The organism is Allonocardiopsis opalescens (assembly GCF_003002095.1).
GTDB lineage: Bacteria > Actinomycetota > Actinomycetes > Streptosporangiales > Streptosporangiaceae > Allonocardiopsis > Allonocardiopsis opalescens.
This window is the reverse complement of record NZ_PVZC01000001.1, coordinates 1,252,172-1,271,692: the sequence shown is the minus strand read 5'-3', so window position 1 is coordinate 1,271,692 and position 19,521 is coordinate 1,252,172. Positions and strand designations below refer to the sequence as shown.

19 protein-coding genes are annotated in these 19,521 nt (G+C 74.3%); 7 read left to right on the top strand and 12 right to left on the bottom strand.

The window, feature by feature from the left end; translation table 11 throughout:
• The first annotated feature begins 11 nt into the window (after positions 1-11).
• Positions 12-419 carry a four-helix bundle copper-binding protein gene (locus tag CLV72_RS05230; RefSeq protein WP_106240072.1) on the top strand — a complete coding sequence of 136 codons (408 nt, stop codon included), beginning with the start codon at positions 12-14 and terminating at the stop codon, positions 417-419.
• Positions 420-480: 61 nt separating this feature from the next.
• Here CLV72_RS05230 and CLV72_RS05225 read toward each other — a convergent pair whose 3' ends face one another.
• Both CLV72_RS05225 and CLV72_RS05220 read right to left on the bottom strand, forming a co-directional pair.
• The gene (locus CLV72_RS05225; protein ID WP_245929870.1) at positions 481-1,107 is read right to left on the bottom strand and encodes a DUF305 domain-containing protein; all 627 of its coding nucleotides are present in this window, start codon (positions 1,105-1,107) and stop codon (positions 481-483) included.
• Positions 1,108-1,380: 273 nt separating this feature from the next.
• Positions 1,381-1,806, bottom strand: coding sequence for a DUF6153 family protein (locus CLV72_RS05220; RefSeq protein WP_106240065.1), 426 nt, complete (start codon positions 1,804-1,806; stop codon positions 1,381-1,383).
• A gap of 316 nt (positions 1,807-2,122) precedes the next feature.
• Here CLV72_RS05220 and CLV72_RS05215 point away from each other — a divergent pair, with 316 nt between their 5' ends.
• Positions 2,123-3,109, top strand: a complete 987-nt coding sequence (locus tag CLV72_RS05215; protein ID WP_106240060.1) for a C40 family peptidase — start codon at positions 2,123-2,125, stop codon at positions 3,107-3,109.
• A 70-nt stretch (positions 3,110-3,179) separates the two neighbouring features.
• Here the strand turns inward: CLV72_RS05215 and CLV72_RS05210 are convergent, their stop codons facing one another.
• Together CLV72_RS05210 and CLV72_RS05205 are read right to left on the bottom strand one after the other, a co-directional pair.
• Entirely contained in the window at positions 3,180-5,246 is a 2,067-nt protein-coding gene (locus CLV72_RS05210; protein WP_245929869.1) for a heavy metal translocating P-type ATPase, read from the bottom strand.
• A 127-nt stretch (positions 5,247-5,373) separates the two neighbouring features.
• Complete coding sequence (locus tag CLV72_RS05205; RefSeq protein WP_106240053.1) at positions 5,374-5,961, bottom strand: TetR/AcrR family transcriptional regulator; 588 nt, start codon at positions 5,959-5,961, stop codon at positions 5,374-5,376.
• A 71-nt stretch (positions 5,962-6,032) separates the two neighbouring features.
• Here CLV72_RS05205 and CLV72_RS05200 point away from each other — a divergent pair, with 71 nt between their 5' ends.
• Positions 6,033-6,848: a class I SAM-dependent methyltransferase gene (locus CLV72_RS05200; protein WP_106240049.1), complete on the top strand. Its 816-nt coding sequence runs from the start codon at positions 6,033-6,035 to the stop codon at positions 6,846-6,848.
• Here CLV72_RS05200 and CLV72_RS05195 read toward each other — a convergent pair.
• The 5 genes from CLV72_RS05195 to CLV72_RS05175 form a co-directional block, all read right to left on the bottom strand.
• Positions 6,845-7,360 (bottom strand): phenylacetate--CoA ligase family protein, encoded by a 516-nt coding sequence (locus CLV72_RS05195; protein WP_106240045.1) that lies wholly within the window; start codon positions 7,358-7,360, stop codon positions 6,845-6,847. The two genes, CLV72_RS05200 and CLV72_RS05195, sit on opposite strands and share 4 nt — an antisense overlap.
• Before the next feature lie 92 nt (positions 7,361-7,452).
• Positions 7,453-8,157: a TetR/AcrR family transcriptional regulator gene (locus tag CLV72_RS05190; protein WP_106241411.1), complete on the bottom strand. Its 705-nt coding sequence runs from the start codon at positions 8,155-8,157 to the stop codon at positions 7,453-7,455.
• A 154-nt stretch (positions 8,158-8,311) separates the two neighbouring features.
• The gene (locus CLV72_RS05185) at positions 8,312-9,307 is read right to left on the bottom strand and encodes an aldo/keto reductase (protein ID WP_106240041.1); all 996 of its coding nucleotides are present in this window, start codon (positions 9,305-9,307) and stop codon (positions 8,312-8,314) included.
• Positions 9,308-9,493: 186 nt separating this feature from the next.
• Complete coding sequence (locus CLV72_RS05180) at positions 9,494-10,597, bottom strand: glycerophosphodiester phosphodiesterase family protein (RefSeq protein WP_106240037.1); 1,104 nt, start codon at positions 10,595-10,597, stop codon at positions 9,494-9,496.
• Positions 10,598-10,668: 71 nt separating this feature from the next.
• A complete protein-coding gene (locus tag CLV72_RS05175; protein ID WP_106240034.1) occupies positions 10,669-11,112 on the bottom strand; it encodes a type II toxin-antitoxin system PemK/MazF family toxin in 444 nt (147 codons plus the stop codon).
• 325 nt (positions 11,113-11,437) lie between these two features.
• On the opposite strand from CLV72_RS05175, the gene CLV72_RS05170 reads away from it, so the two are divergent.
• Positions 11,438-12,376 (top strand): extracellular catalytic domain type 1 short-chain-length polyhydroxyalkanoate depolymerase, encoded by a 939-nt coding sequence (locus CLV72_RS05170; protein ID WP_106240031.1) that lies wholly within the window; start codon positions 11,438-11,440, stop codon positions 12,374-12,376.
• 103 nt (positions 12,377-12,479) lie between these two features.
• On the opposite strand, the gene CLV72_RS05165 is transcribed toward CLV72_RS05170, so the two are convergent.
• The gene (locus CLV72_RS05165; protein ID WP_106240028.1) at positions 12,480-13,604 is read right to left on the bottom strand and encodes a Rossmann-fold NAD(P)-binding domain-containing protein; all 1,125 of its coding nucleotides are present in this window, start codon (positions 13,602-13,604) and stop codon (positions 12,480-12,482) included.
• Positions 13,601-14,521, bottom strand: a complete 921-nt coding sequence (locus tag CLV72_RS05160) for an SDR family NAD(P)-dependent oxidoreductase (RefSeq protein ID WP_106240025.1) — start codon at positions 14,519-14,521, stop codon at positions 13,601-13,603. The genes CLV72_RS05165 and CLV72_RS05160 overlap by 4 nt, the downstream gene beginning before the upstream one ends.
• A 117-nt stretch (positions 14,522-14,638) precedes the next feature.
• Between CLV72_RS05160 and CLV72_RS05155 the strand changes: the two genes are divergently transcribed.
• Positions 14,639-15,277 (top strand): TetR/AcrR family transcriptional regulator, encoded by a 639-nt coding sequence (locus tag CLV72_RS05155; protein WP_106240020.1) that lies wholly within the window; start codon positions 14,639-14,641, stop codon positions 15,275-15,277.
• Between the two features lie 111 nt (positions 15,278-15,388).
• On the opposite strand, the gene CLV72_RS05150 is transcribed toward CLV72_RS05155, so the two are convergent.
• Positions 15,389-15,994: a helix-turn-helix domain-containing protein gene (locus CLV72_RS05150; protein ID WP_211302701.1), complete on the bottom strand. Its 606-nt coding sequence runs from the start codon at positions 15,992-15,994 to the stop codon at positions 15,389-15,391.
• A gap of 92 nt (positions 15,995-16,086) precedes the next feature.
• Between CLV72_RS05150 and CLV72_RS05145 the strand changes: the two genes are divergently transcribed.
• The gene (locus CLV72_RS05145) at positions 16,087-17,454 is read left to right on the top strand and encodes an erythromycin esterase family protein (protein ID WP_106240015.1); all 1,368 of its coding nucleotides are present in this window, start codon (positions 16,087-16,089) and stop codon (positions 17,452-17,454) included.
• 389 nt (positions 17,455-17,843) lie between these two features.
• Positions 17,844-19,514: a phosphatase PAP2 family protein gene (locus CLV72_RS05140; protein WP_211302700.1), complete on the top strand. Its 1,671-nt coding sequence runs from the start codon at positions 17,844-17,846 to the stop codon at positions 19,512-19,514.
• Positions 19,515-19,521 lie beyond the last annotated feature (7 nt).

The following is a 19,521-nucleotide window of genomic DNA, read 5'->3' as shown; positions in this document are numbered from 1 at the left end:
AGGGGATACCGATGACCCACGCGACCGCCATGCTCGACCGCTACCCCGCCGGTCTCGGCGGGGTGGACCGCGAGGCGCTCGCCCGGTGCATCGAGGCGTGCTACGACTGCGCCCAGACCTGCACTGCCTGCGCCGACGCCTGCCTGAGCGAACCGGACGTGGCCCGGCTGGTGTCATGCGTCCGCACCGACCTGGACTGCGCCGACGTGTGCGCCGCCACCGGGCAGGTGCTGTCCCGCCACACCGGCTACGACGCCAACCTGACCAGCGCCGTCCTGCAGGCGTGCATCGTCGCCTGCCGGACCTGCGCCGACGAGTGCGAGCGGCACGCCGGCACGCACGACCACTGCCGGGTGTGCGCGCAGACCTGCCGCGACTGCGAGCGCGCCTGCCGCGAGCTGCTGCACGCGCTGGGCTGAGCTTCCGGCAGGACCGGCCGCGGTGGGCGCCGGCTCGAAGCGGCGCCCACCACGGCCGCCGTCACGGCCCGAGGAGCCGGACCATCTGGTCGATCTCAGCCCGCTGGGTGCCGATGACGGAACGCGCCAGCTCCCGCGTCTCCGGGTGGACGCCTCCGGCGAGCTCCGCCTCGGCCATCGCGACCGCGCCCTCGTGGTGCTCGACCATCGATTCCAGGAACATCCGGTCGAAGTCCGCACCGTGCGCGTCGGCAAGCTCGCCCATCCGCTCGTCCGGCACCATCCCCTCGCCGGTGCCGGAGTGGTCCATCCCGGAATGGCCCATGCCGTCGGCGCCGGTACCGGGAGACGCCTCGGCGGGCACGTCGGCGCCCCACTCCCGCAGCCGGTCGGCGAGGGTCCGGATCTCCGGCTCCTGGACCTGTTCGATGCGGGCGGCCAGTTCGCGGACCTCGTCGCCGCCCTGCTGCTCGGCGAGTGCGGCCATCTCGATCGCCTGGCGGTGGTGCGGGATCATCCCCTGGGCGAAGGCGACGTCGGCGTCGTTGAACACCACCGCACCGGACGAGGGCGACGCGGTGGCCGTCTCCGGCGCCGCCCCGGACCCTCCGGTCCGATCGCCGCCGCCACCGCACGCTCCGGCTAGGGCCAGACCGGCCAGCGCGACCGCGAGTGCGAACGTCTTCATTCCACGCATTCTCGATTTCCCCTCGCATCTCGTCGCACGGGCCATTCCGATTCGCGATCGGGCATGCCGAAACGGCGCTCCGTGCATCATCATGAATCGGGCCGGTCCGCATCCCGATACGGATTCAGGAACGCGGCGGCACCGTAGGACGCAATAAGCCGGCGGCCACGCGGACAACGCAGTGGCCGACCCGGAGGCCAGATGCGCCACGGCGGTACGGATGGGCGAGCGGAAGCGCGCGGCGGAACCCGCGGCCGCTCGCCCCGGGGAGATCTAGACCCGCAGAACCTGCAACTGGGCCAACGACGGAGCGCCGGGCGGCCGCACGGGCCGGGCGCGCTCCCGCGGTCGGTGCGGGGGCGGCGGAGCGGCGAGCGGCGCGAGCGCGCGCCTGAGCAGGGCGAAGCCGAGGGCCACCCCGGCCAGGGCGACCACGGCCAGGCACATCACCATCGCACCGGCCAGCGGACCGCTCGAGTGGTGGCACTCACTAGGGCACGGAGTCGGGTCCGAATCGCCGACGGTGCCCGCCGGGTGGGCGTGGGCGTGGGCCGCCGCGGAATGGGCGTGGCCGACGGGGTGGTGGTCGTTGTGGCCCGAACTGTGCATCGCGATCGTGCCGACCACCAGGCACAGCAGCAGCGCGGCCCGCGCGAACAGCACCGCGCGGCGGTGCAGGCCGGGCTGCCGCGTCGTCATCACCCGACCGATTCTAAGGGACGCTCGCACCGCCGTGATTTCGGGTCCGCGGCACGGTTCCGCAATTCGTCAGTCGCTGCCATATCGGCGCGGAAGCGGGAAAGGATCGCGCGCACGTCCACCGCACGGAATTGTCGGCACGGGTTGATGGCGCTCCGGATATCCGCTAGCTTCTGGCGTTGGGCTCCAATTGGTCTCCAATTGTCGAGGCCCGTACCGTTCGCGCCAATCGGCGGCGTTTCCACCTCCCGCCCCGTCGCGAACGGCGTCTCCAGGTCCCCTGCCGCCGTCCGGCGGACGTAAGGAGTGGTACGCCATGCCTGTTCGGAGAGTCCGGCTCGCGGCGAGCATCGGTCTGGCCGCCGTCGGCGCGGTGACACTGCCGGCCGGCACCGCCGGCGCGGAACCGGAGCCGACCCGGGACGAGGTCGAGCAGCGGATCGAGGAGCTGGCCGAGGAGTCCGGCACCCTCGTCCAGGAGTTCAACGAGGCCGAGGAGGAACTGGAGGCGGCCGAGGCCGAACTGGCGGACGTCGAGGAGCGGATCACCGGAAACGAGGAGCGCCAGGAAGAGCTGCGGGAGCGCATCGGCCGGCTGGCCGGCGCCGCCTACCGGTCCGGTGACCTCGGTTCGCCGATCACCGTGCTCGGCTCGGGAGACCCCCAGGACGTGGTGGACCACGCCGCCGTCCTGGAGTACCTGTCGGCCGGCCGGCAGGCCGAACTGGAGGAGTACACCACCGTCACGGAGCGGCTGGAGGAGCTGCGCGCCGAAGCCGAGGCGGCCGTCGAGGAGGCCGAGGCCGCCCGCGAGGAGAGCGAGCAGCGCGCCGAGGAGGTCGAGGTGTCCCTGGCCGAGCAGGAGGAGCTGCTGGCCGAGTTCGACCTCGCCCCGGCCGGCGGCTCCGGTGAGAGCGGTCCGGGCGCCGCCTACACCGGATCGGCGAGCGGCAGCGCGGGGGCGGCGCTCGATTACGCCTACGCCCAGGTCGGCGACCCCTACGTGTGGGGCGGCACCGGCCCGGACGGCTTCGACTGCTCGGGCCTGACGATGATGGCCTGGCGCCAGGGCGGTGTGAACCTCCCCCGCACCACCTGGGACCAGTGGGAGGTCGGCCAGGCCGTCAGCTGGGACGCCATGCAGCCCGGCGACCTCGTCTTCTTCTACCCCGACCTCGGCCACATGGGCATGTACGTCGGCAACGGCCAGATGGTGCACGCCCCCAGCAGCGGCAGCTATGTGAGCGTGGTCGAGCTCAACGACTACTGGCAGAGCAACTTCCAGGGCGCCCGCCGCCCCTAGCTCCCGCGCCGCCGGACCGCCCGCCCCTCCCCGGCGCGAGGTGGGGCGGGCGGTCCGGCGGCGTGAGGCACTACCCGCCGACCTGGTCCCGGGGCGCCTCCGCCCGCCGGAGCACCGCCTCGGTGCTCGTCTCGGGACGCAGGTCGAGCCGGCGCAGCAGCTGGGCGTTGAGCGCGACCACGACGGTGGACGCCGACATCAGCAGCGCGCCCACGGCCATCGGCAGGACGAAGCCGACGGGGGCGAGCACGCCGGCGGCCAGCGGCACCGACAGCAGGTTGTAACCGGCCGCCCACCACAGGTTCTGCTTCATCTTCCGGTAGCCGGCCCGGGACAGCTCGACGACGGAGAGCACGGACCTGGGGTCGTCGCTCGCCAGGATCACCCCGGCGGAGGCGATCGCCACGTCGGTGCCGGCGCCGATGGCCAGGCCGACGTCCGCCTGCGCGAGCGCCGGGGCGTCGTTGACGCCGTCGCCGACCATGACGACCTTGCGGCCCTGCCGCTGCAGCTCGGCGACCTTCTCCCCCTTGTCCTGCGGCCTGACGCCCGCGAAGACCTGGTCGATGTCCAGCTCGGCGGCGACCGACTCGGCCACGGCCTGCGCGTCACCGGTGATCATCACGACCCTGATGCCGAGGGCGTGCAGCGCCCGGACGGCCTCCCGCGACTCCTCACGGACGTCGTCGGCGAGCCCGAGCGCCCCGATGACCTGACCGTCGGCCAGCACGTGCAGGATGATCGCGCCCTCGTCGCGCCAGGGCTCCGCGGCCGGCAGCCCGGACAGGCCGTGGGCGGCGAGCATGCCGGGGCCGCCCACGCTGATCCGCGCGCCGCCCACGGTGGCCGAGACGCCCACGGCCGTCGACGCCCGGAACTCCGTCGCCTGAGGGACCTCGACCCCGCGGTGGCGGGCGGCGGAGACGATCGCCGCGGCGAGCGGGTGCTCGCTGTCGGCCTCGGCGGCGGCGGCGAGCGCCAGCACCTCGTCCTCGCCGCGCCCGGCGGCGGGGGCGATACGTGTCACCGCGGGCCGCCCCTTGGTGAGGGTGCCGGTCTTGTCGAACAGCACGGTGTCGGCGGTGCGCATGCTCTCCAGCGCCAGCCGGTCCTTGATCAGCACCCCGCCCCGGGCGGCGCGCTCGGTGGCGATGGAGACGACCAGCGGGATCGCCAGCCCGAGCGCGTGGGGGCAGGCGATCACCAGGACGGTGATCGTGCGGATCAGCGCGTCGTCGGGGCTCCCGGCGAGGGACCACACGGCCAGGGTGACGGCCGCGGCCCCGAGCGCGAACCAGAACAGCCAGGCCGCCGCCCGGTCGGCGAGCCGCTGCGCGCGCGAGGTGGAGCTCTGCGCCGCCGCGACCAGCCGCTGGATCCCGGCCAGCGCGGTGTCGTCGCCGACCGCGGTGACGCGCACCCGCAGCGCCGTGTCGGTGGCGACGGTGCCGGCGACCACGTGCTCGCCGGGGCCCCGGCGCACCGGCCGCGACTCCCCCGTGATCATCGACTCGTCCACGTCGGCGGTGCCCTCGGCGACCTCGCCGTCGGCCGGGATCCTGCCGCCCGGGCGGACGATCACCGTGTCGCCGACGGCCAGCTCCGCGGGCGCCACCCTGACGACGGCGCCGCCCTCGATCCGCTCCGCCTCGTCGGGCAGCAGGGCGGCCAGCGACTCCAGCGCCGAGGAGGTACGGGCCAGCGAGCGCATCTCGATCCAGTGGCCCAGCAGCATGATCACGATCAGCAGCGCCAGCTCCCACCAGAAGTCCAGGTCGTGCGGGAGCAGGCCGAGGCTCGCGCCCCAGGAGGCGATGAAGGCGACGGTGATGGCCAGCCCGATCAGCAGCATCATGCCCGGCCTGCGGGCCCGCAGCTCGTCGACGGCGCCGGTCAGGAAGGGGCGGCCGCCCCACAGGTACATGACGGTGCCCAGCAGCGGGGACACCCAGGCGACGCCCGGCAGGCCGGGCACGGCATAGCCCAGGACCGACGCGAACATGCCGCTCAGCCCGACGGTGGGCACCGCCAGCACCAGCATGATCCAGAACAGCCGCCGGAAGCCGGCGACATGGTCGCCGTGCCCGCCGTGTCCGTCGGTGCCGTGCCCGCCGTGAGTGTGCGTCTTCTCGTCCATGCCGGTGAACATATACCCCCATGGGGTATATGGCAAGCAGTATATGACCAGGTCCAGGGCTTGTCCGCCGCACAGCGGCCGGATCGCGGGCGGAATCGCCGCGCAGCCGCGCGGCGGCCCGCCGCCGTCAGCGGCGGGCGGCGCCGACGACGGCGGCCACCATCCGGTGGACGGCGTCGGGCTCGGGCGGGGCACCGGTCCGGTCGGCGAACAGCAGGTGCGCGCCGCCGACCAGCGTGGGGGCGAGGACGTCGACATCGGCGTCGGCGGCGAGGCGACCCAGCGCCCGCTCGGCGGCGAGATAGTCGGCGATCACGCCCACGGCCTCGGTCAGGACCGGGACACCGACCGGATAGCTGCGGCGCAGCCGCGCCCGCAGCCCGTCCCGGAAGGTGATGAGGGCGACGATCGCCACGGCGGCCGACTCGAACAGCGCCGTCAGCGCCTCGGCCAGGTTGCCGGCGACGGTTCCGCTCCCGGCGGCGCCGCGCAGGGCGGCGGCCCGGGGCGGGAAGCGGTGCGCGCGGTCGAGCACGAACTCGGCGAGGAAGGCGTCGAAGTCGTCGAAGTGCCGGTGCAGCACGCCCTTGGCGAAGCCGGCCTCCGCGGTGACCGCCCGGCTGGTCAGCGCGTCGGGCCCGTCCCTGAGCAGGATGCGCTCGGCGGCGTCGAACAACTGCTCGCGCACGTCGCGGATGGCGACCCCTGTCGGCACGTGTGCGCCTCCACTCCCTCACCGGTTCCGCCAGATTGCCATAGTGGGCGCCCGCCCACTAAAGTGGGCACATGCCCACTCACTCCGCCCAGCCCTCCCGGCCCGTCGAGGGCGGGCCGCACCGCCACCGCCAGGTCGCGGAGTCCTTCGGCGCCGACGCCGAACGCTACGACCGGGCCCGGCCCGGCTACCCCGCAGAGCTGGTGCGGCGGATCGCCGCCGCCTCCCCCGGCCCCGAACTCCTCGACGTCGGCTGCGGCACCGGCATCTCCGCCCGCGCCTTCCAGGCCGCCGGCTGCCGGGTGCTGGGCGTCGACGCCGACGCGCGCATGGCCGCGCTCGCCCGCCGCCGCGGCCTGGAGGTCGAGATCGCCCGCTTCGAGGAGTGGGACCCGGCGGGCCGGAGCTTCGACGCGCTCGTCTCCGGCCAGACCTGGCACTGGATCGACCCCGGCGCCGGCGCGGCCAAGGCGGCCGAGGTGCTGCGCCCCGGCGGCCGGGCGGCGCTGTTCTGGAACGTCTTCCAGCCCCCGCCGGACCTGGCGGCGGCCTTCGCGGCCGTCCACCGCCGCCTGTCGCTCGGCCCCGCGGCCGAACTGTGGGAGCGCCCCGTCCTGGACGCCTACGCGCCGGTGTTCGGCACGGCGGCCGACGGGCTGCGGGGGACGGCCGCCTTCGGCGAGCCCGAGCAGTGGCGCTTCGAGTGGGAGCGGCCCTACACCCGGGACGAGTGGCTGGACGGGCTGGAGACCGCCGGCGGCATCGGCCGGCTCGGGCCCGGCGCCCTGGCCGAGCTGCGCAGCGGCCTCGGCGCCGCCATCGACGCGCTGGGCGGCGCCTTCACCATGCGCTACACCGCGGTGGCGGTCACCGCGGCGCGCCGCTAGCCTCCGGCCGCGGCGAGCGGGACGATCCTGCGGAACTTCCCGCCGGGCGAGCGCTCCGGCGGCTCCTCGACGCGCTCGATCGCGACGCCGTCGACCCGGTGCTCGGCGAGCAGCCCCGCCGGCTCCTCGCGCAGCCTGCGCCACACCTCCTCGCGATCGGCGTCCCGCGCGGGCCGCAGCCGCACCCGCAGCACGTCGGGCGCGGTCTGCACGATCTGGACCTGGTCGACACCTGGCGCGTGGTCCAGCAGGATGGCGACCAGCAGCGGCGACATGGCGGTCCGCCCGCCGCCGCGGGTGGGGAAGCCGAGCAGGTCCGCGGTGCGTCCCTGCACCCGGGCGGCGGGCAGCGGGCTGCCGCACGGGCACGGGTCGGGGCGCAGCACCACGCTGTCGCCCAGGTCGTAGCGGAGGATGGGCTGCACGCGGTTGGCGAGGTTGCTGATCAGCACGGTGTGCGAGCGCTCTCCCGGCGGGACCGGGCGGTGGCCGGCGTCGACCGGCTCGACCACGGCCCAGTCGCTGCAACTGGAAGTTCTTATGGGCCCGAGACGACGGGACGCACCCGGCGGCCTCGCGGCCGCCGCCGGGTGCGTCGGCTTTCTCAGCCTGCCGCCGGTACCTCGCCCGCGGTGGCGATGCGGTCCAGCCACTCGGCCAGCAGGGCGCGCTCCGCCGCGGTGAGCACGGTGGTCCGCGGCAGCACCGCGCGCAGCGCCACCGCGGCGACCGGCGCCCCGCCGCGCGGCTCCTCCGGCGGGGCGTCGGTGGTGATCGCCGCGATGACGGCCTCGCGGGCGGCCTCCGACAGGGACGGGTCGCGCTGGTCCTCGGGCAGGGAGATGAGGGTCAGCGTCATCCCGCGGCCCGCGGCTTGCACCATGACCATCGCGCGTTCCTCGGTCACCCGCAGCCGGCCGGCCTCGGCGATGCGGTGGATCATTCCGGCCAGGATCTCCGAGCCCTGGCGGGCGGCCGGCGACTCGCCGATGCGCGGATCGCCGTAGATGAGGCTGTACAGCGCCGGGTGCGCCAGGCCGAAGCCGACGTGCAGGTCCCAGCCCCGCCGCAGGTCGGCGACCGGGTCGTCGGTCACCGGGTTGCTCTGCTTGCCGCGCAGGTAGCTCACGAAGCCGTGGTCGGCCACGGCGTCCAGCAGTCCCTGCTTGTCGCCGAAGGCGCGGTAGATCGCCGGTGCCTGCACCCCCGCCGCGGCGCTGACGGCACGGGTGGACACCGCGTCGCGCCCGCCTTCGGCCAGCAGCGCGGCCGCGGCCTCGATGATCCGGTCCCGGTTGCTCGCCGCCATGGTCACGACGATAACAGGGGCTTGATAACGGCTTGTCGGACCACTGTCTCCACCTGGCCTCCTCGTGGTACCTGGCGCCCGGGCGGCGGCTCCGCCGCCCGGGCGCCGCCGCCCTCCGGGGAGCGGGCGGCGGCGCCGTCCGGGTGCGGCGCGGTCAGCGCTCGCTGTCGAGCTGCGCGAACTGCGGTGCCGCGTAGCGCAGGCCCGCGGCGGCGCCGGGCGGCACGGCCGCCTCGATCGCGGCCAGGTCGTCCTCGGCGAGGTAGACCTCGGCCGAGCCCAGGGCCTCGGTCAGCCGGGTGCGCGTGCGCGCGCCGACGAGCGGCACGATGTCCTCGCCGCGCTGGGAGACCCAGGCGATGGCGACCTGCGCGACGGTCGCGCCCTTCGCCTCGGCGACACCGCGCAGCGCCTCCACGAGCGCCAGGTTGCGCTCCAGGTTCCCCTCCTGGAACCGCGGGTTGCCGGCGCGGAAGTCGCCTGCGGTGAGCTCGCGCTCGGGTGCCCAGTGCCCGCTCAGCAGCCCGCGCGACAGCACCGCGTAGGCGGTGATGCCGATGCCGAGCTCCCGCGCGGTCGGCAGCACCTCGGCCTCGATCCCCCTGGACAGCAGCGAGTACTCGATCTGCAGGTCGGAGATCGGGTGCACTGCCTGGGCCCGGCGCAGCGTCTGCGCGCCGACCTCGGACAGGCCGATGTGGCGGATGTACCCGCCCTGCACCAGCTCGGCCAGCGCGCCGACGGTGTCCTCGATCGGCACCTGGGGGTCGAGCCGGGACGGCCGGTAGATGTCGATGTGGTCGGTGCCGAGCCGCCGCAGGCTGTAGGTGACGAAGTTCTTCACCGCCGCGGGGCGTGCGTCGAAGCCGTTCCAGCCCATGTCGGGCCCGCGCAGCGCGCCGAACTTGACGCTGATCACCGCGCGGTCGCGGTCGGCGCCGCGCAGGGCGTCGCGGAGCAGCATCTCGTTGTGGCCCATGCCGTAGAAGTCGCCGGTGTCCAGCAGGGTGACGCCGGCCTCCAGGGCGGCGTGGATCGTGGCGACGGACTCCTTCTCGTCGGCGGGGCCGTAGAAGTCCGACATGCCCATCAGGCCGAGGCCGAGCGCGGACACGGCCGGGCCGGTGGCGCCGAGGGTGCGTGTATCCATCAGGGTTCTCCCCTTGGGCGATTCCATCGTTAACAAAAATGATGGTAGCACTGATTTGCTACCAGTGCTACCATCAGGTCGAAATCATCGCTAACAAGAGGGGGAGCGCCGCTCCCGCCATGGAAGCGGCCGGGGACGGGCGGGCCGGGCCGTGCCGCGTGCCCGCCCGTCCCCGGCCGCCGGGTCTCAGGACCTCGCGCGGGCGGCCGCCACGGCCCGGCCGAGCGAGGGGTCGTCGCAGAACGCGCCGTCGACGCCCAGGTCGAGCAGCCGGCCGAGCCAGCCGGCGACGTCGCCCATCGCCCGCTGGTACACGGGGCTGGCCGGGTCGCCCAGCCGGTAGTCCACCGGGAGCTGGGAGTTCTCGTTGCGGACCGTCCAGACGTGCACCTCCAGGTCGCGGCGGTGGGCGTCGCGGACCAGGGTGGTCGGCGGCAGCACCCGCCCCTGGGCGTCCTGCGGCACGATCCGCCGGGTGTGCACGCCGACGCCGTCGGCGTAGGAGGCGACCTCGCGCAGGCCGGCCGGGGTGACCATCGTGTCGTAGCTGCGGGGGTCGCCGGCCTCCGTCCAGTCGTAGGGGCGGCCGGTGGCGTCGATCAGCTGGGCCAGCCGCACCCGGGTGCGCGGGCGCAGCCGGCGCAGGTTGGCCGTCTCGAAGGACTGGATGACGACGGGGTCGTTGCGGTGCGTCCAGTCGTGGCGGCGGAGCGTGTCCAGCAGCGGCTCCTCCAGCGACAGGCCGATGGAGTCGAAGTACGTGGGGTGCTTGGTCTCGGGGTAGACGCCCACACCGTTCTCCTTGGCCAGCCGCACGACCTCGTCGAAGGTCGGGACCACCGCGAGGCCGTCGAAGGCGGTGTTGTCGGGGCGCAGGTCGGGCACGCGCTCCGTGGCGCGCAGGGTGCGCAGCTCGGCGAGGGTGAAGTCCTCGGTGAACCAGCCGGTGATCGCCCGGCCGTCGATGGTCTTGGTGGTCCGGCGGTCCGCGAACTCGGGGTGGTCGGCGACGTCGGTGGTGCCGCCGATCTCGTTCTCATGCCGGGCGACCAGGACGTGGTCCCTGGTGGAGACCAGGTCGGGCTCGATGTAGTCGGCGCCGAAGGCGATGGCGGCCTCGTACGCGAGGATCGTGTGCTCCGGGCGGTGCGCCGAGGCGCCCCGGTGGGCGATGATGAGCGCCTGCTCGCGCTCGCGGCGGTCCGCCGACGCCGGCAGCGTGCCCGCGAGCACCCCGGCGACCGTGCCGGCGGCCGCGAGGCCGACGGCGTTCCTACGGGTGAGAGTCATGGCGGGAACCTAGATCCCCGAGGTGAATCCGGCGTACCCGTATCGCGAATTCTTCTCGGCGCGTCGTGCCGCTAGGCGAACGGCCAGCCGAGGCGGCGGTGCAGTACGGCGGCGGTGCGGGCGAACCTGGCACCGTCCAGCACCGCGCCCTCGCGGCGGATGTCGTCCTCGTCGAGCTCGAAGACCCGGTCCAGCCGCAGGTAGGACGGGCGCGCCTCGCGGTCCCAGACTCCCGAGCCCAGTTCGAGCCAGTCGTCCAGGTAGGCGGGGTCGGGTTCGCGGCTGGACAGCATCATGCCCAGCAGCCGGCGGCCGTGCCGGCCGACGACCAGCAGCGGCCGGTCCTTGCCCCGGCCGGCGTCCTCCTCGTAGGGCACCCAGGCCCACACGATCTCACCGGGGTCGGCCAGGCCGTCCAGGTCCGGGGAGTACTCCAGCGCCGCCGCCTCGGTGAGGTCGTAGGCCTGCCGCACCGCGCCGCGCAGGGGGCGCGCGTCCTCGTCGAGATCCCGCATGCGCGGCAGCCTAGCGCGGACCTGGCGCCGCGGACCCGGCGGATCGGATCCGCACACCTTGATTTATTCCGGATAGTTTTCGGTAGATTTCTCGATCGACGGCCCGCGATCGACGTGTCCATGGCCTGCCCTCATGCGACCGGAGCGCACGAGACCGCGAGTTCCGGCGGAGCACCCGTGCTCGGCCCAGCGATTCCGATCATGAACCTCCAGGTCAACAACTCGGTCTTCGGCGACTCAACTCTCCGTGCATCAACGGTTGCCTTCTGAAATATTCCGGAACATAATCCGAAATATTTCCGTACCGCGACCCTGAGGAGATCGCATGAGGAACAGCTGGCGGGCCCTCGCCCGGCTGGGGGGCGCCGCCCTGCTCGCGGCCGCGCTCGTCGCGCCCGCGCCCGCGGCGGCGAGTCCCGCGCCGACGGCGACGCTGACCGAGGTGACGAACTTCGGCAGCAACCCGAGCGGGCTGCGCATGCACGTCTACGTGCCGGACAACGTGGCCCCGCGCCCCGCGGTCGTGGTGGCCGTGCACTACTGCACCGGCTCCGGCCCGGCCTTCTACAACGGCTCGGGGCGGGAGTTCGCCACCCTCGCCGACCGCTACGGCTACATCGTGGTCTACCCCTCGGCCACCCGCAGCGGGAACTGCTTCGACGTCTACACCCAGCAGGCGCTGCGGCGCGACGGCGGCAGCGACCCGGTCGGCATCAGGTCGATGGTCGAGCACGTCCGGCGCGCCTACAACGCCGACCCGAACCGCACCTTCGTCACCGGCGCGTCCTCCGGCGCCATGATGACCAACGTCCTGCTCGGCAACTACCCCGACGTGTTCCGGGCCGGCGCCGCCTTCATGGGCGTCCCCTTCGGCTGCTTCGCCACCACTCCCCCGAGCACGTGGAACAGCGAGTGCGCCAACGGGCAGGTCGTGCGCACCCCGCAGCAGTGGGGCGACCTGGTCCGCGGCTCCTACCCCGGCTACACCGGCCCGCGCCCCCGCATGCAGGTCTGGCACGGCACCAACGACTCCACGCTGCGCTACCCGAACTTCAACGAGCAGATCAAGCAGTGGACCAACGTCCTGGGCGTCGGCCAGACCCCGGCCTACACCGACAGCCCGCGCTCGGGCTGGACCCGCACCCGCTACGGCGGCACCGGCACCACCGCCCCCGTCGAGGGCGTCAGCATCCAGGGCGGCGGCCACGACCTGCCCACCAGCGGCATGGCCGCGATGGCCATCGCCTTCTTCGGCCTGAGCTGACCACCGCGCCCCCGCCTCTGCGCCCCACCCGCCGTGCGGCCCGCCGGCCCGCCCGCGCCGGCGGGCCGCACCGGCCGCGCCCCCCTCGACCCGGGGCGCGGGCTCAGCCCGGGTAGCTCGGCACGGCGACGTCGTCGTGGACGTCCATGCCGTTGCCCCGCCGGGTGAGGGCGCGTGCGGCGGGCAGCAGGCCGAGCAGCCGCATGGCCTGGGCCCCCGCCCACACCCGTGCGGGGCTGCCGGGGATGACCTGCTCCACCATGCGCACGGCGAAGGCGCGGCCGCGCCGCACGTAGTCGGCCATCGCGCGCTCGTAGGCGCCGAAGGCGGCGGTGTGGTCGCCGCCGGCCGCGGCCAGCTCGCCGGCCAGCACATAGGCGCCGACCACGGCCATGCTGGTGCTGGCGCCCACCGCCGGTCCCGGGCAGTAGCCCGCGTCGCCGACCAGGCTGACCCGGCCCCGCGACCAGCCGTCCATGCGCAGCTGGGTGATCTCGTCGAAGTAGAAGGCGGGGGTGCGGTCCAGTTCGGCGAGCAGGCGCGGGACCCCGGCGCCGATGCCGGCGAAGTGCTCGCGCAGCAGCTCCTTCTGCCGTCCGGTGTCGCGGCGGTGGTAGTCGAGCCGGCGGGGGCTGCGGAACATCAGCACCGCGCGGGCCTCGTCCAGGTGCCGCGGCCGGTACACGGCCGCGATCCGGCCGGGGGCGGCCACCGTGGTCATCCGGCCGGGGACGGCCAGTCCGCCCGGGACGGTCAGCACCGAGGTGTAGCCACCGATGTAGTGGGCGAAGCGCCGCTCGTCGCCGAAGACCAGCCGGCGGACCCGGGAGTGCAGGCCGTCGGCTCCGATGACCAGGTCGAAGGCGCGCGGGGCGCCCCGCTCGAAGGTGACCGCGAGCTCGGGCCCGCGGTCGTCGACGGAGGCGATCGAGTCGCCGAAGAGGTACTCGACGCGGTCCCGGGCGGCGTCGTGGCAGATCTCGCTCAGCTCGTCGCGCAGGATCTCGACCTGCCGGTCGGCGGCCACGCCGAGCACGCGGTCCACCTCGATGTGGACCGGCCGGGCGCCGTCCCGCAGCAGGGTCATCCGCTCCGTGCCGGTGCTCCTGGCACGGACGAGGCCGAGCAGGCCCATCCGCTCGACCACGGTGGGGCGGAAGCCGTACCGGTCGAGCCAGTAGGCGAGCACGGGGCCCGCGATGCCGGCCCCGGAGACCAGGATCCTCACCGCTCCCCCCGTCCGGCGTCCTCCCCGTCGGGACGGGGTGCGGACCGGCCGCCGACCAGGGGCATGATCTCGCGGTCCAGGGCCGCGGCGATCCGCCGGTCGCGCTCGGTCTCCGGCGGCATCGCGTCCAGCAGCGCCCGGGTGCGCTCCTGGATCGCCCCGGCCAGCATGCGATCGGTGTGCACGTAGGGCAGGTCCTCGCGTACCGCGTGCAGGACCTGCTCGCCGACCAGGTCGGGCGGGAGCCCGTAGCGCTCGAAGATCCGGTCGCGGGCCTCGCCCGCGGCGTCGCGCGGGCCCGCGGCGCCCGGCTCGCGCCGCAGACTGTTGGCCATGATCCCGGTGCGGACGAAGCCGGGGCAGACCACGGTCACCCCGATGCCGCACGCGGCCGGCTCGGCGTGCCGGCGCAGCGACTCCGACAGCCCCACGACGGCGGACTTGGCCGTGACGTAGGGGACCTTGTCGCTGGCGACCAGCCCGGCTCCCGATGCGACGTTCACGATATGGGCCGGTCCGCCGCGGTCGAGCATGCGGGGCAGGAAGGTCTGCAGGCCGTTGACCGCGCCGCCGAGGTTGGTGCCCAGCACGTGGTCCCAAACGCGGTAGCTCAGCGCGGACGGGGGCAGGGCGCTGCCGACTCCGGCGTTGCTGCACAGCACGGAGACCGGCCCCAGCCGCTCCTCGGCGGCGTCCGCGACCCGGGCGAAGGCGTCGCGGTCGCACACGTCGAGTTCGAAGCCGGCCAGCTCGTCCGTCAGGGCGGACAGCTCGCGTTCGGCTTCGGCCAGCCGCTCGCGGTCGATGTCGGCCAGCGCGATCCGGGCCCCCGCCCTGGCGAAGGCGCGGGCGATGCCGAGCCCGATCCCCTGGGCGCCTCCGGTGACGAAGAGCGTCGCCCCCGCGATGTCCCTCATGTCTCTCCCTTGCCGTTTCCGTCCACTCCGGCGGCCACAACACTACAGTCACTGCATCAATCGTGCCACTGCACTTTTAAGGCGGCGTCCTCATTGCAGCGGCTGTAGGCTGGCGGCATGGTCGAGACGGGACGGCGCGAACGCAAAAAGCAGCGGACCCACCAGGCACTGGTGAACGCGGCGATGCGGCTCTTCGAGCGGAAGGGTTTCGAGCAGACCCTGGTGACCGAGATCGCGGACGCGGCCGACGTGTCAGAGCGGACGTTCTACCTGCACTTCCCCACCAAGGAGGACGTCGTCATCGGTACCGCGCAGGCGCGCCTGGACGCGGGCCTGCGGGCGATCGCGGAGTGGGAGCCCGGTCAGACCGTGGCCGAGGTCCTCGGCCGCGCCGGGCGGCTGATCGCCGAGGAGACCTGGCGGTCGGACCTGCCGAGCGGCCTCGCGGAGCTGCGGGTGCGGCTGCTGGCGACCACGCCGTCGGTCCAGGCCCGGCTGGTGCAGCGGCTGATGCGCACGCAGGGCGAACTGATCGAGGCACTGCACCGGGCGGCGCCGGAGTCGGTCCGCCGCGTCGACGCGGCCGCCCTGGTGGGCGCCCTGCTCGGCGCCCTCAACGCCGCCGCGATCGTCAGCGTCGAGCAGGGCGACGACCCCGAGCGGATCCGCGCCGCACTGCACCGCGCCATCGACCTGGCCCTGCGCCCGGAACTCGTCGCGGCCGCAGTCCGCCAAGAGGAACCGGCGGGCGGCTGAGCGTCCCCGCGGCCGCCGGCGGCACCGGGCACTCGGGGTCGGGAACGGCACCTGAACCCGGCGGCAGGCGGCGGGAGACGAGATCCAGGCAGGCGGCGAAGCCGCAACAGGTCAGTCCCCGGTCCACCGGTCGGCCCTCGGGTCGGACGGTTCGCCGTCGTCGGGCGCCGGCGGGGCTTCGGTCGGAAAGAGGATGGTGCTCAGCAGGACGGGGCTGCGTCCGGGGGTGGGGGGCTTGGCGAGCAGGGGGCGGACGAGGGCTTTGATCTGCTCGATGAGCGCGGCGCGCTCGGCGTCGTCCAGCCAGAGCGGGAACTGCTTGTAGGAGACGAGGTCCGCGGCCGGGTCGGCGCCCTCGCGGTCGAGGTAAGCGTTGAACTCGGCGAGCAGGGCGGCCACGGCGGCGGCGAAGCCGTGGCGGTGGTCGTCCAGCGACATGGCGGCGCCCGCGTCGGGGTCGACGGCCGCGCGCTCGCGGTTCAGCCGGAAGCGGCGCTCCACGGCGCCGTGGACGCGCCGCTCGTCGGCGACCTCCAGCAGGCCCGCCCCGGCCAGCAGGCCGACGTGGCGGTAGACGGTGGTCTTGGGGACGTCGGCCAGGCGGGCGCAGAGCTCGGACGTGGTGCGCGCGTGCCCGCCCCACATGGCGTTGACGATACGCAGCCGGACGGGGTGCAGGAGCAGGTCGAGGGCGTCCACCCCGCCACGATCCCACATCTGCTACCGTTACCAAACTTGGGAATGCACAATCGAGCGCCGCGCCGGGGCCCGGAGAGGGCGGCGCCGCGCCGGCAGCGAAGGAGCCGCTGATGTCCGAGCCCCGGCCCGAGGGCCGTCCCCGACCGGCGGGGCCCGCCCCAGCCGCGCCGGACCGCCTGAGCGGCGCGGCGGTGATCCCGCTGGCCACCCTGGACCCGGCCGCGCCGCTGGACGACCTCGGGTGGCTCGACGCCGTGGCCGGCGACGCGCGGGTGGTGGCGATCGGCGAGAGCGCGCACTACAACGCCGAGACCTACCGGCTCCGCCACCGCCTGCTGCGCTACCTGGTGGAGCGGCACGGCTTCGGCGCCTACGCGATGGAGACCGGCTTCACCGAGGGCTGGACGGCCGACGCCTGGGTCCGCGGCGCCGGCTCCGCGCCCGACCGGCTCGGCGAGGTCCTGGCCCGGGGTGTGACCTCCCTGATGGGCCTGTGGACCCAGATGGGTGACCACCTGGAGTGGATGCGGGGCCGCAACCGCACCGCCGCGAGCCCGGTCGGCTTCTACGGCATCGACCTCGGCGGCTCGAACGTCTCCCTGCTGCCGAGTCTGGACGCGGCGCTCGGCTACCTGGCGGCGGCGGACCCCGGCTTCGGGCCCGACCCCGCGATCCGCGCGGCGGCGGCCTCCTTCGCGGTGCCGTCCGCCTTCTCGGCCGGAGCGGCCCTCGCCGGCTACGGGCGCCTGGCGCCCGAGGCCAAGGACGCGCTCACCGCGGGCCTGGCCCGCCTCACCGCGCGGATGACCGCCCTGGGTCCCGACTACCGCCGGCGCACCTCCGCCGAGGACTACGAGCGCGCTCTGCGCTCGCTGCGGCACGCCGCCGCCATCGACACGCTCGTCCGGGCGCTGTCGGGCGGCGAGCCGCAGGCCGGTACGAACCTGCGCGAGGCGGCGATCGCGGACACGGTCGAGTGGATCCTGGGCCGCGAGGACCGCATCGTCCTCGCCGCCCACAACGGCCACGTCCAGCGCTGGTACAGCGCCGTTCCCGGCATGCCCGCCTTCGCCTCGGCGGGCCTGCGGCTCGCCGAGCGGCTGGGCGGGGACTACCGGGTCATCGGCGTCACCTCGGGCACCGGGCGGACCCTCAACACCGGGCCCGGGTTCCACGCGGGCGAGCTCTTCACCGAGCAGCCGGCGCCGCGGCCGGGCAGCCTCGACGCGCTCATGGCCGCCAGCCACGACGGCGCCTTCGCCACCGACCTCAGGCGGCTGGCGCCGGCCGACACCGCGGCCGTCCGGGCCGCCGGCGAGCAGCGCCACGGCGGCTACTACGCCGAGGCGGACGCCATCGCGGCCTTCGACGCCATCGTCCACCTCCCCCGCGTCACCGCGGCCGAGCCCGACCGCGCGGCACTGGCCCACGCCCCCGCCGAGGTCCAGGAGGCCTTCTCCGCCCATCTGGGCGGCTGACCTCCGCCCCCGACGGCCGCGTCCGCCCCGCCACCGGGGCGGGGCCGGCGCTTCGTGCACGCACGGTCATGGCCGCGCGGCGGCCGGCGGGGCCGAACGGAGCCGCGAGGCTTCAAGATCCACTTCTGACCTGCCGTTCCTCGCCGCACCGCACCGAACGGGCACCCCAACCGGTCCTGTTCACCGTGCGTGCCCTCAGGCAGGCTCACAGGTGTGCGCGCGGACACCCGCGGGCCGTCGCCGAAGGCGACGGCCGGTCCCCGCGACGCCCTCCCGCCATTCACCCGCCGCCCCCGCCCGGCGGAGCGAACCCGTCCCTGGCGCCGCGGAGCCCATCTCCCGGCGTCCAGCCCCCTGCAGCACGGAACACCGCGTAGAGAGTGAGAGCAGTGCGAGACGAGCACGACTCCAACGTCAACAGGCGGAACTTCCTGGGCATGGCCGGCGTGACCGCCGGCGCCGGCCTGGCGACCGCCATCGGCGCCTCCCCCGGCACGGCCGCGGCCTCCTCCTCCACCACCACCGGGGTGAACCCGGGCCGCGAGTACGCGCGCCGCCAGGAGGGCTACAGGCTGCGGCTGGCCTCGGCCGACCGCGCCTACGCCGACCCGTACCCGGCGCAGCGGCCCAACGGCGAGCAGACGATCCCCGGCTACGTCGCCTCCTACCACAAGGGCCTGCCGCACAACGCCTACGGCGAGGTCAGCGTCGCCGCCTACGAGCAGTTCATCCGGGCGATGAGCACCGGGAGCCAGGCCGACTACAACGCGATCCCGACCGGGGTGCAGCCCAACCGCGGCCTGCTCAACCCGCAGGTCATCCACGCCTTCGACCTCCAGGGCCCGGACTCGCACTCCTTCGCCGTGCCGCCCGCGCCCCGGCTCGACAGCGCGGAGTTCGCCGGGGAGATGGTCGAGGACTACTGGATGGCGCTGCTGCGCGACGTGCCCTTCGCGCAGTACGGCGGCAGTGCCGAGGTCGCGACGGCCTGCGACGAACTGAGCGCGATGTCGGGATTCACCGGCCCGCGCCAGAACGGCCGGATCACCCCCGCCACCCTGTTCCGGGCCTACACCCCCGGTGACCTGCGCGGCCCGTACATCTCGCAGTTCCTGTTCAAGGACGTGCCGTACGGCCCGCAGTACATCAGCCAGCGGCTCGACACCATCGAGCCCCGCGAGTACATGACCGACTGGAACGAGTGGCTGGCCGTGCAGAACGGCGCGCCCCGCAGCACCGAGCGCGACTTCCAGAACCGGCGCTACATCCGGACGGCCCGCGACCTCGGCCACTTCACCCACTTCGACGTCACCTACACGCCGTACCTGAACGCGGCTCTCATCCTGTTCGGCAGCGGCCTGCCCGCCGCGCAGCTGCTCGACCCGGCCAACCCGTACCTGGGCTCGCGCAACCAGGCCGGCTACTCCACCTACGGCCAGCCGCACGTGCTCGCGCTGCTGGGCGAGGTCGACAAGATCGTCCGCAAGGGCAACCTGTACCAGCAGTGGTGGGTGCACCGCCGGCTGCGCCCGGAGATGGCCGCCGCCCGCGTCGAGATCCAGCTCAACCGCGCCCCGGGCCGCTACGACGGGCTGCTCAGCGACGAACTGCTCAACGCGCCGGTGCTGGACCGGGTGCGCTCGCGCTACGGCTCCTACCTGCTGCCGCAGATGTACCCGGAGGGCTCGCCGATGAGCCCCGACTACGTCAGCGGCCACTCGGCCGCCGCCGCGGCCGGCGTGACCATCCTCAAGGCGTGGTTCAACGAGAGCACGCCGCTGCCCGACCCGGTGGTGCCCAACGCCGACGGGACCGCGCTGGTGCCCTACACCGGCTCCGACGCCGGACAGCTGACCATCGGCGGCGAGCTGAACAAGCTGGCCGGCAACATCGGCAACGGCCGCAACACCGCCAGCGTGCACTGGCGCAGCTCCTACGTGCACGCCTTCCCGCTCGGTGAGGCGATCGCCATCCGGCTGCTGCGCGACCAGAAGCGCCTGTTCAACGAGCGCGCCCCGCTCAGCCTGACCAAGTTCGACGGCACCACCATCACGATCTGACCCGCCG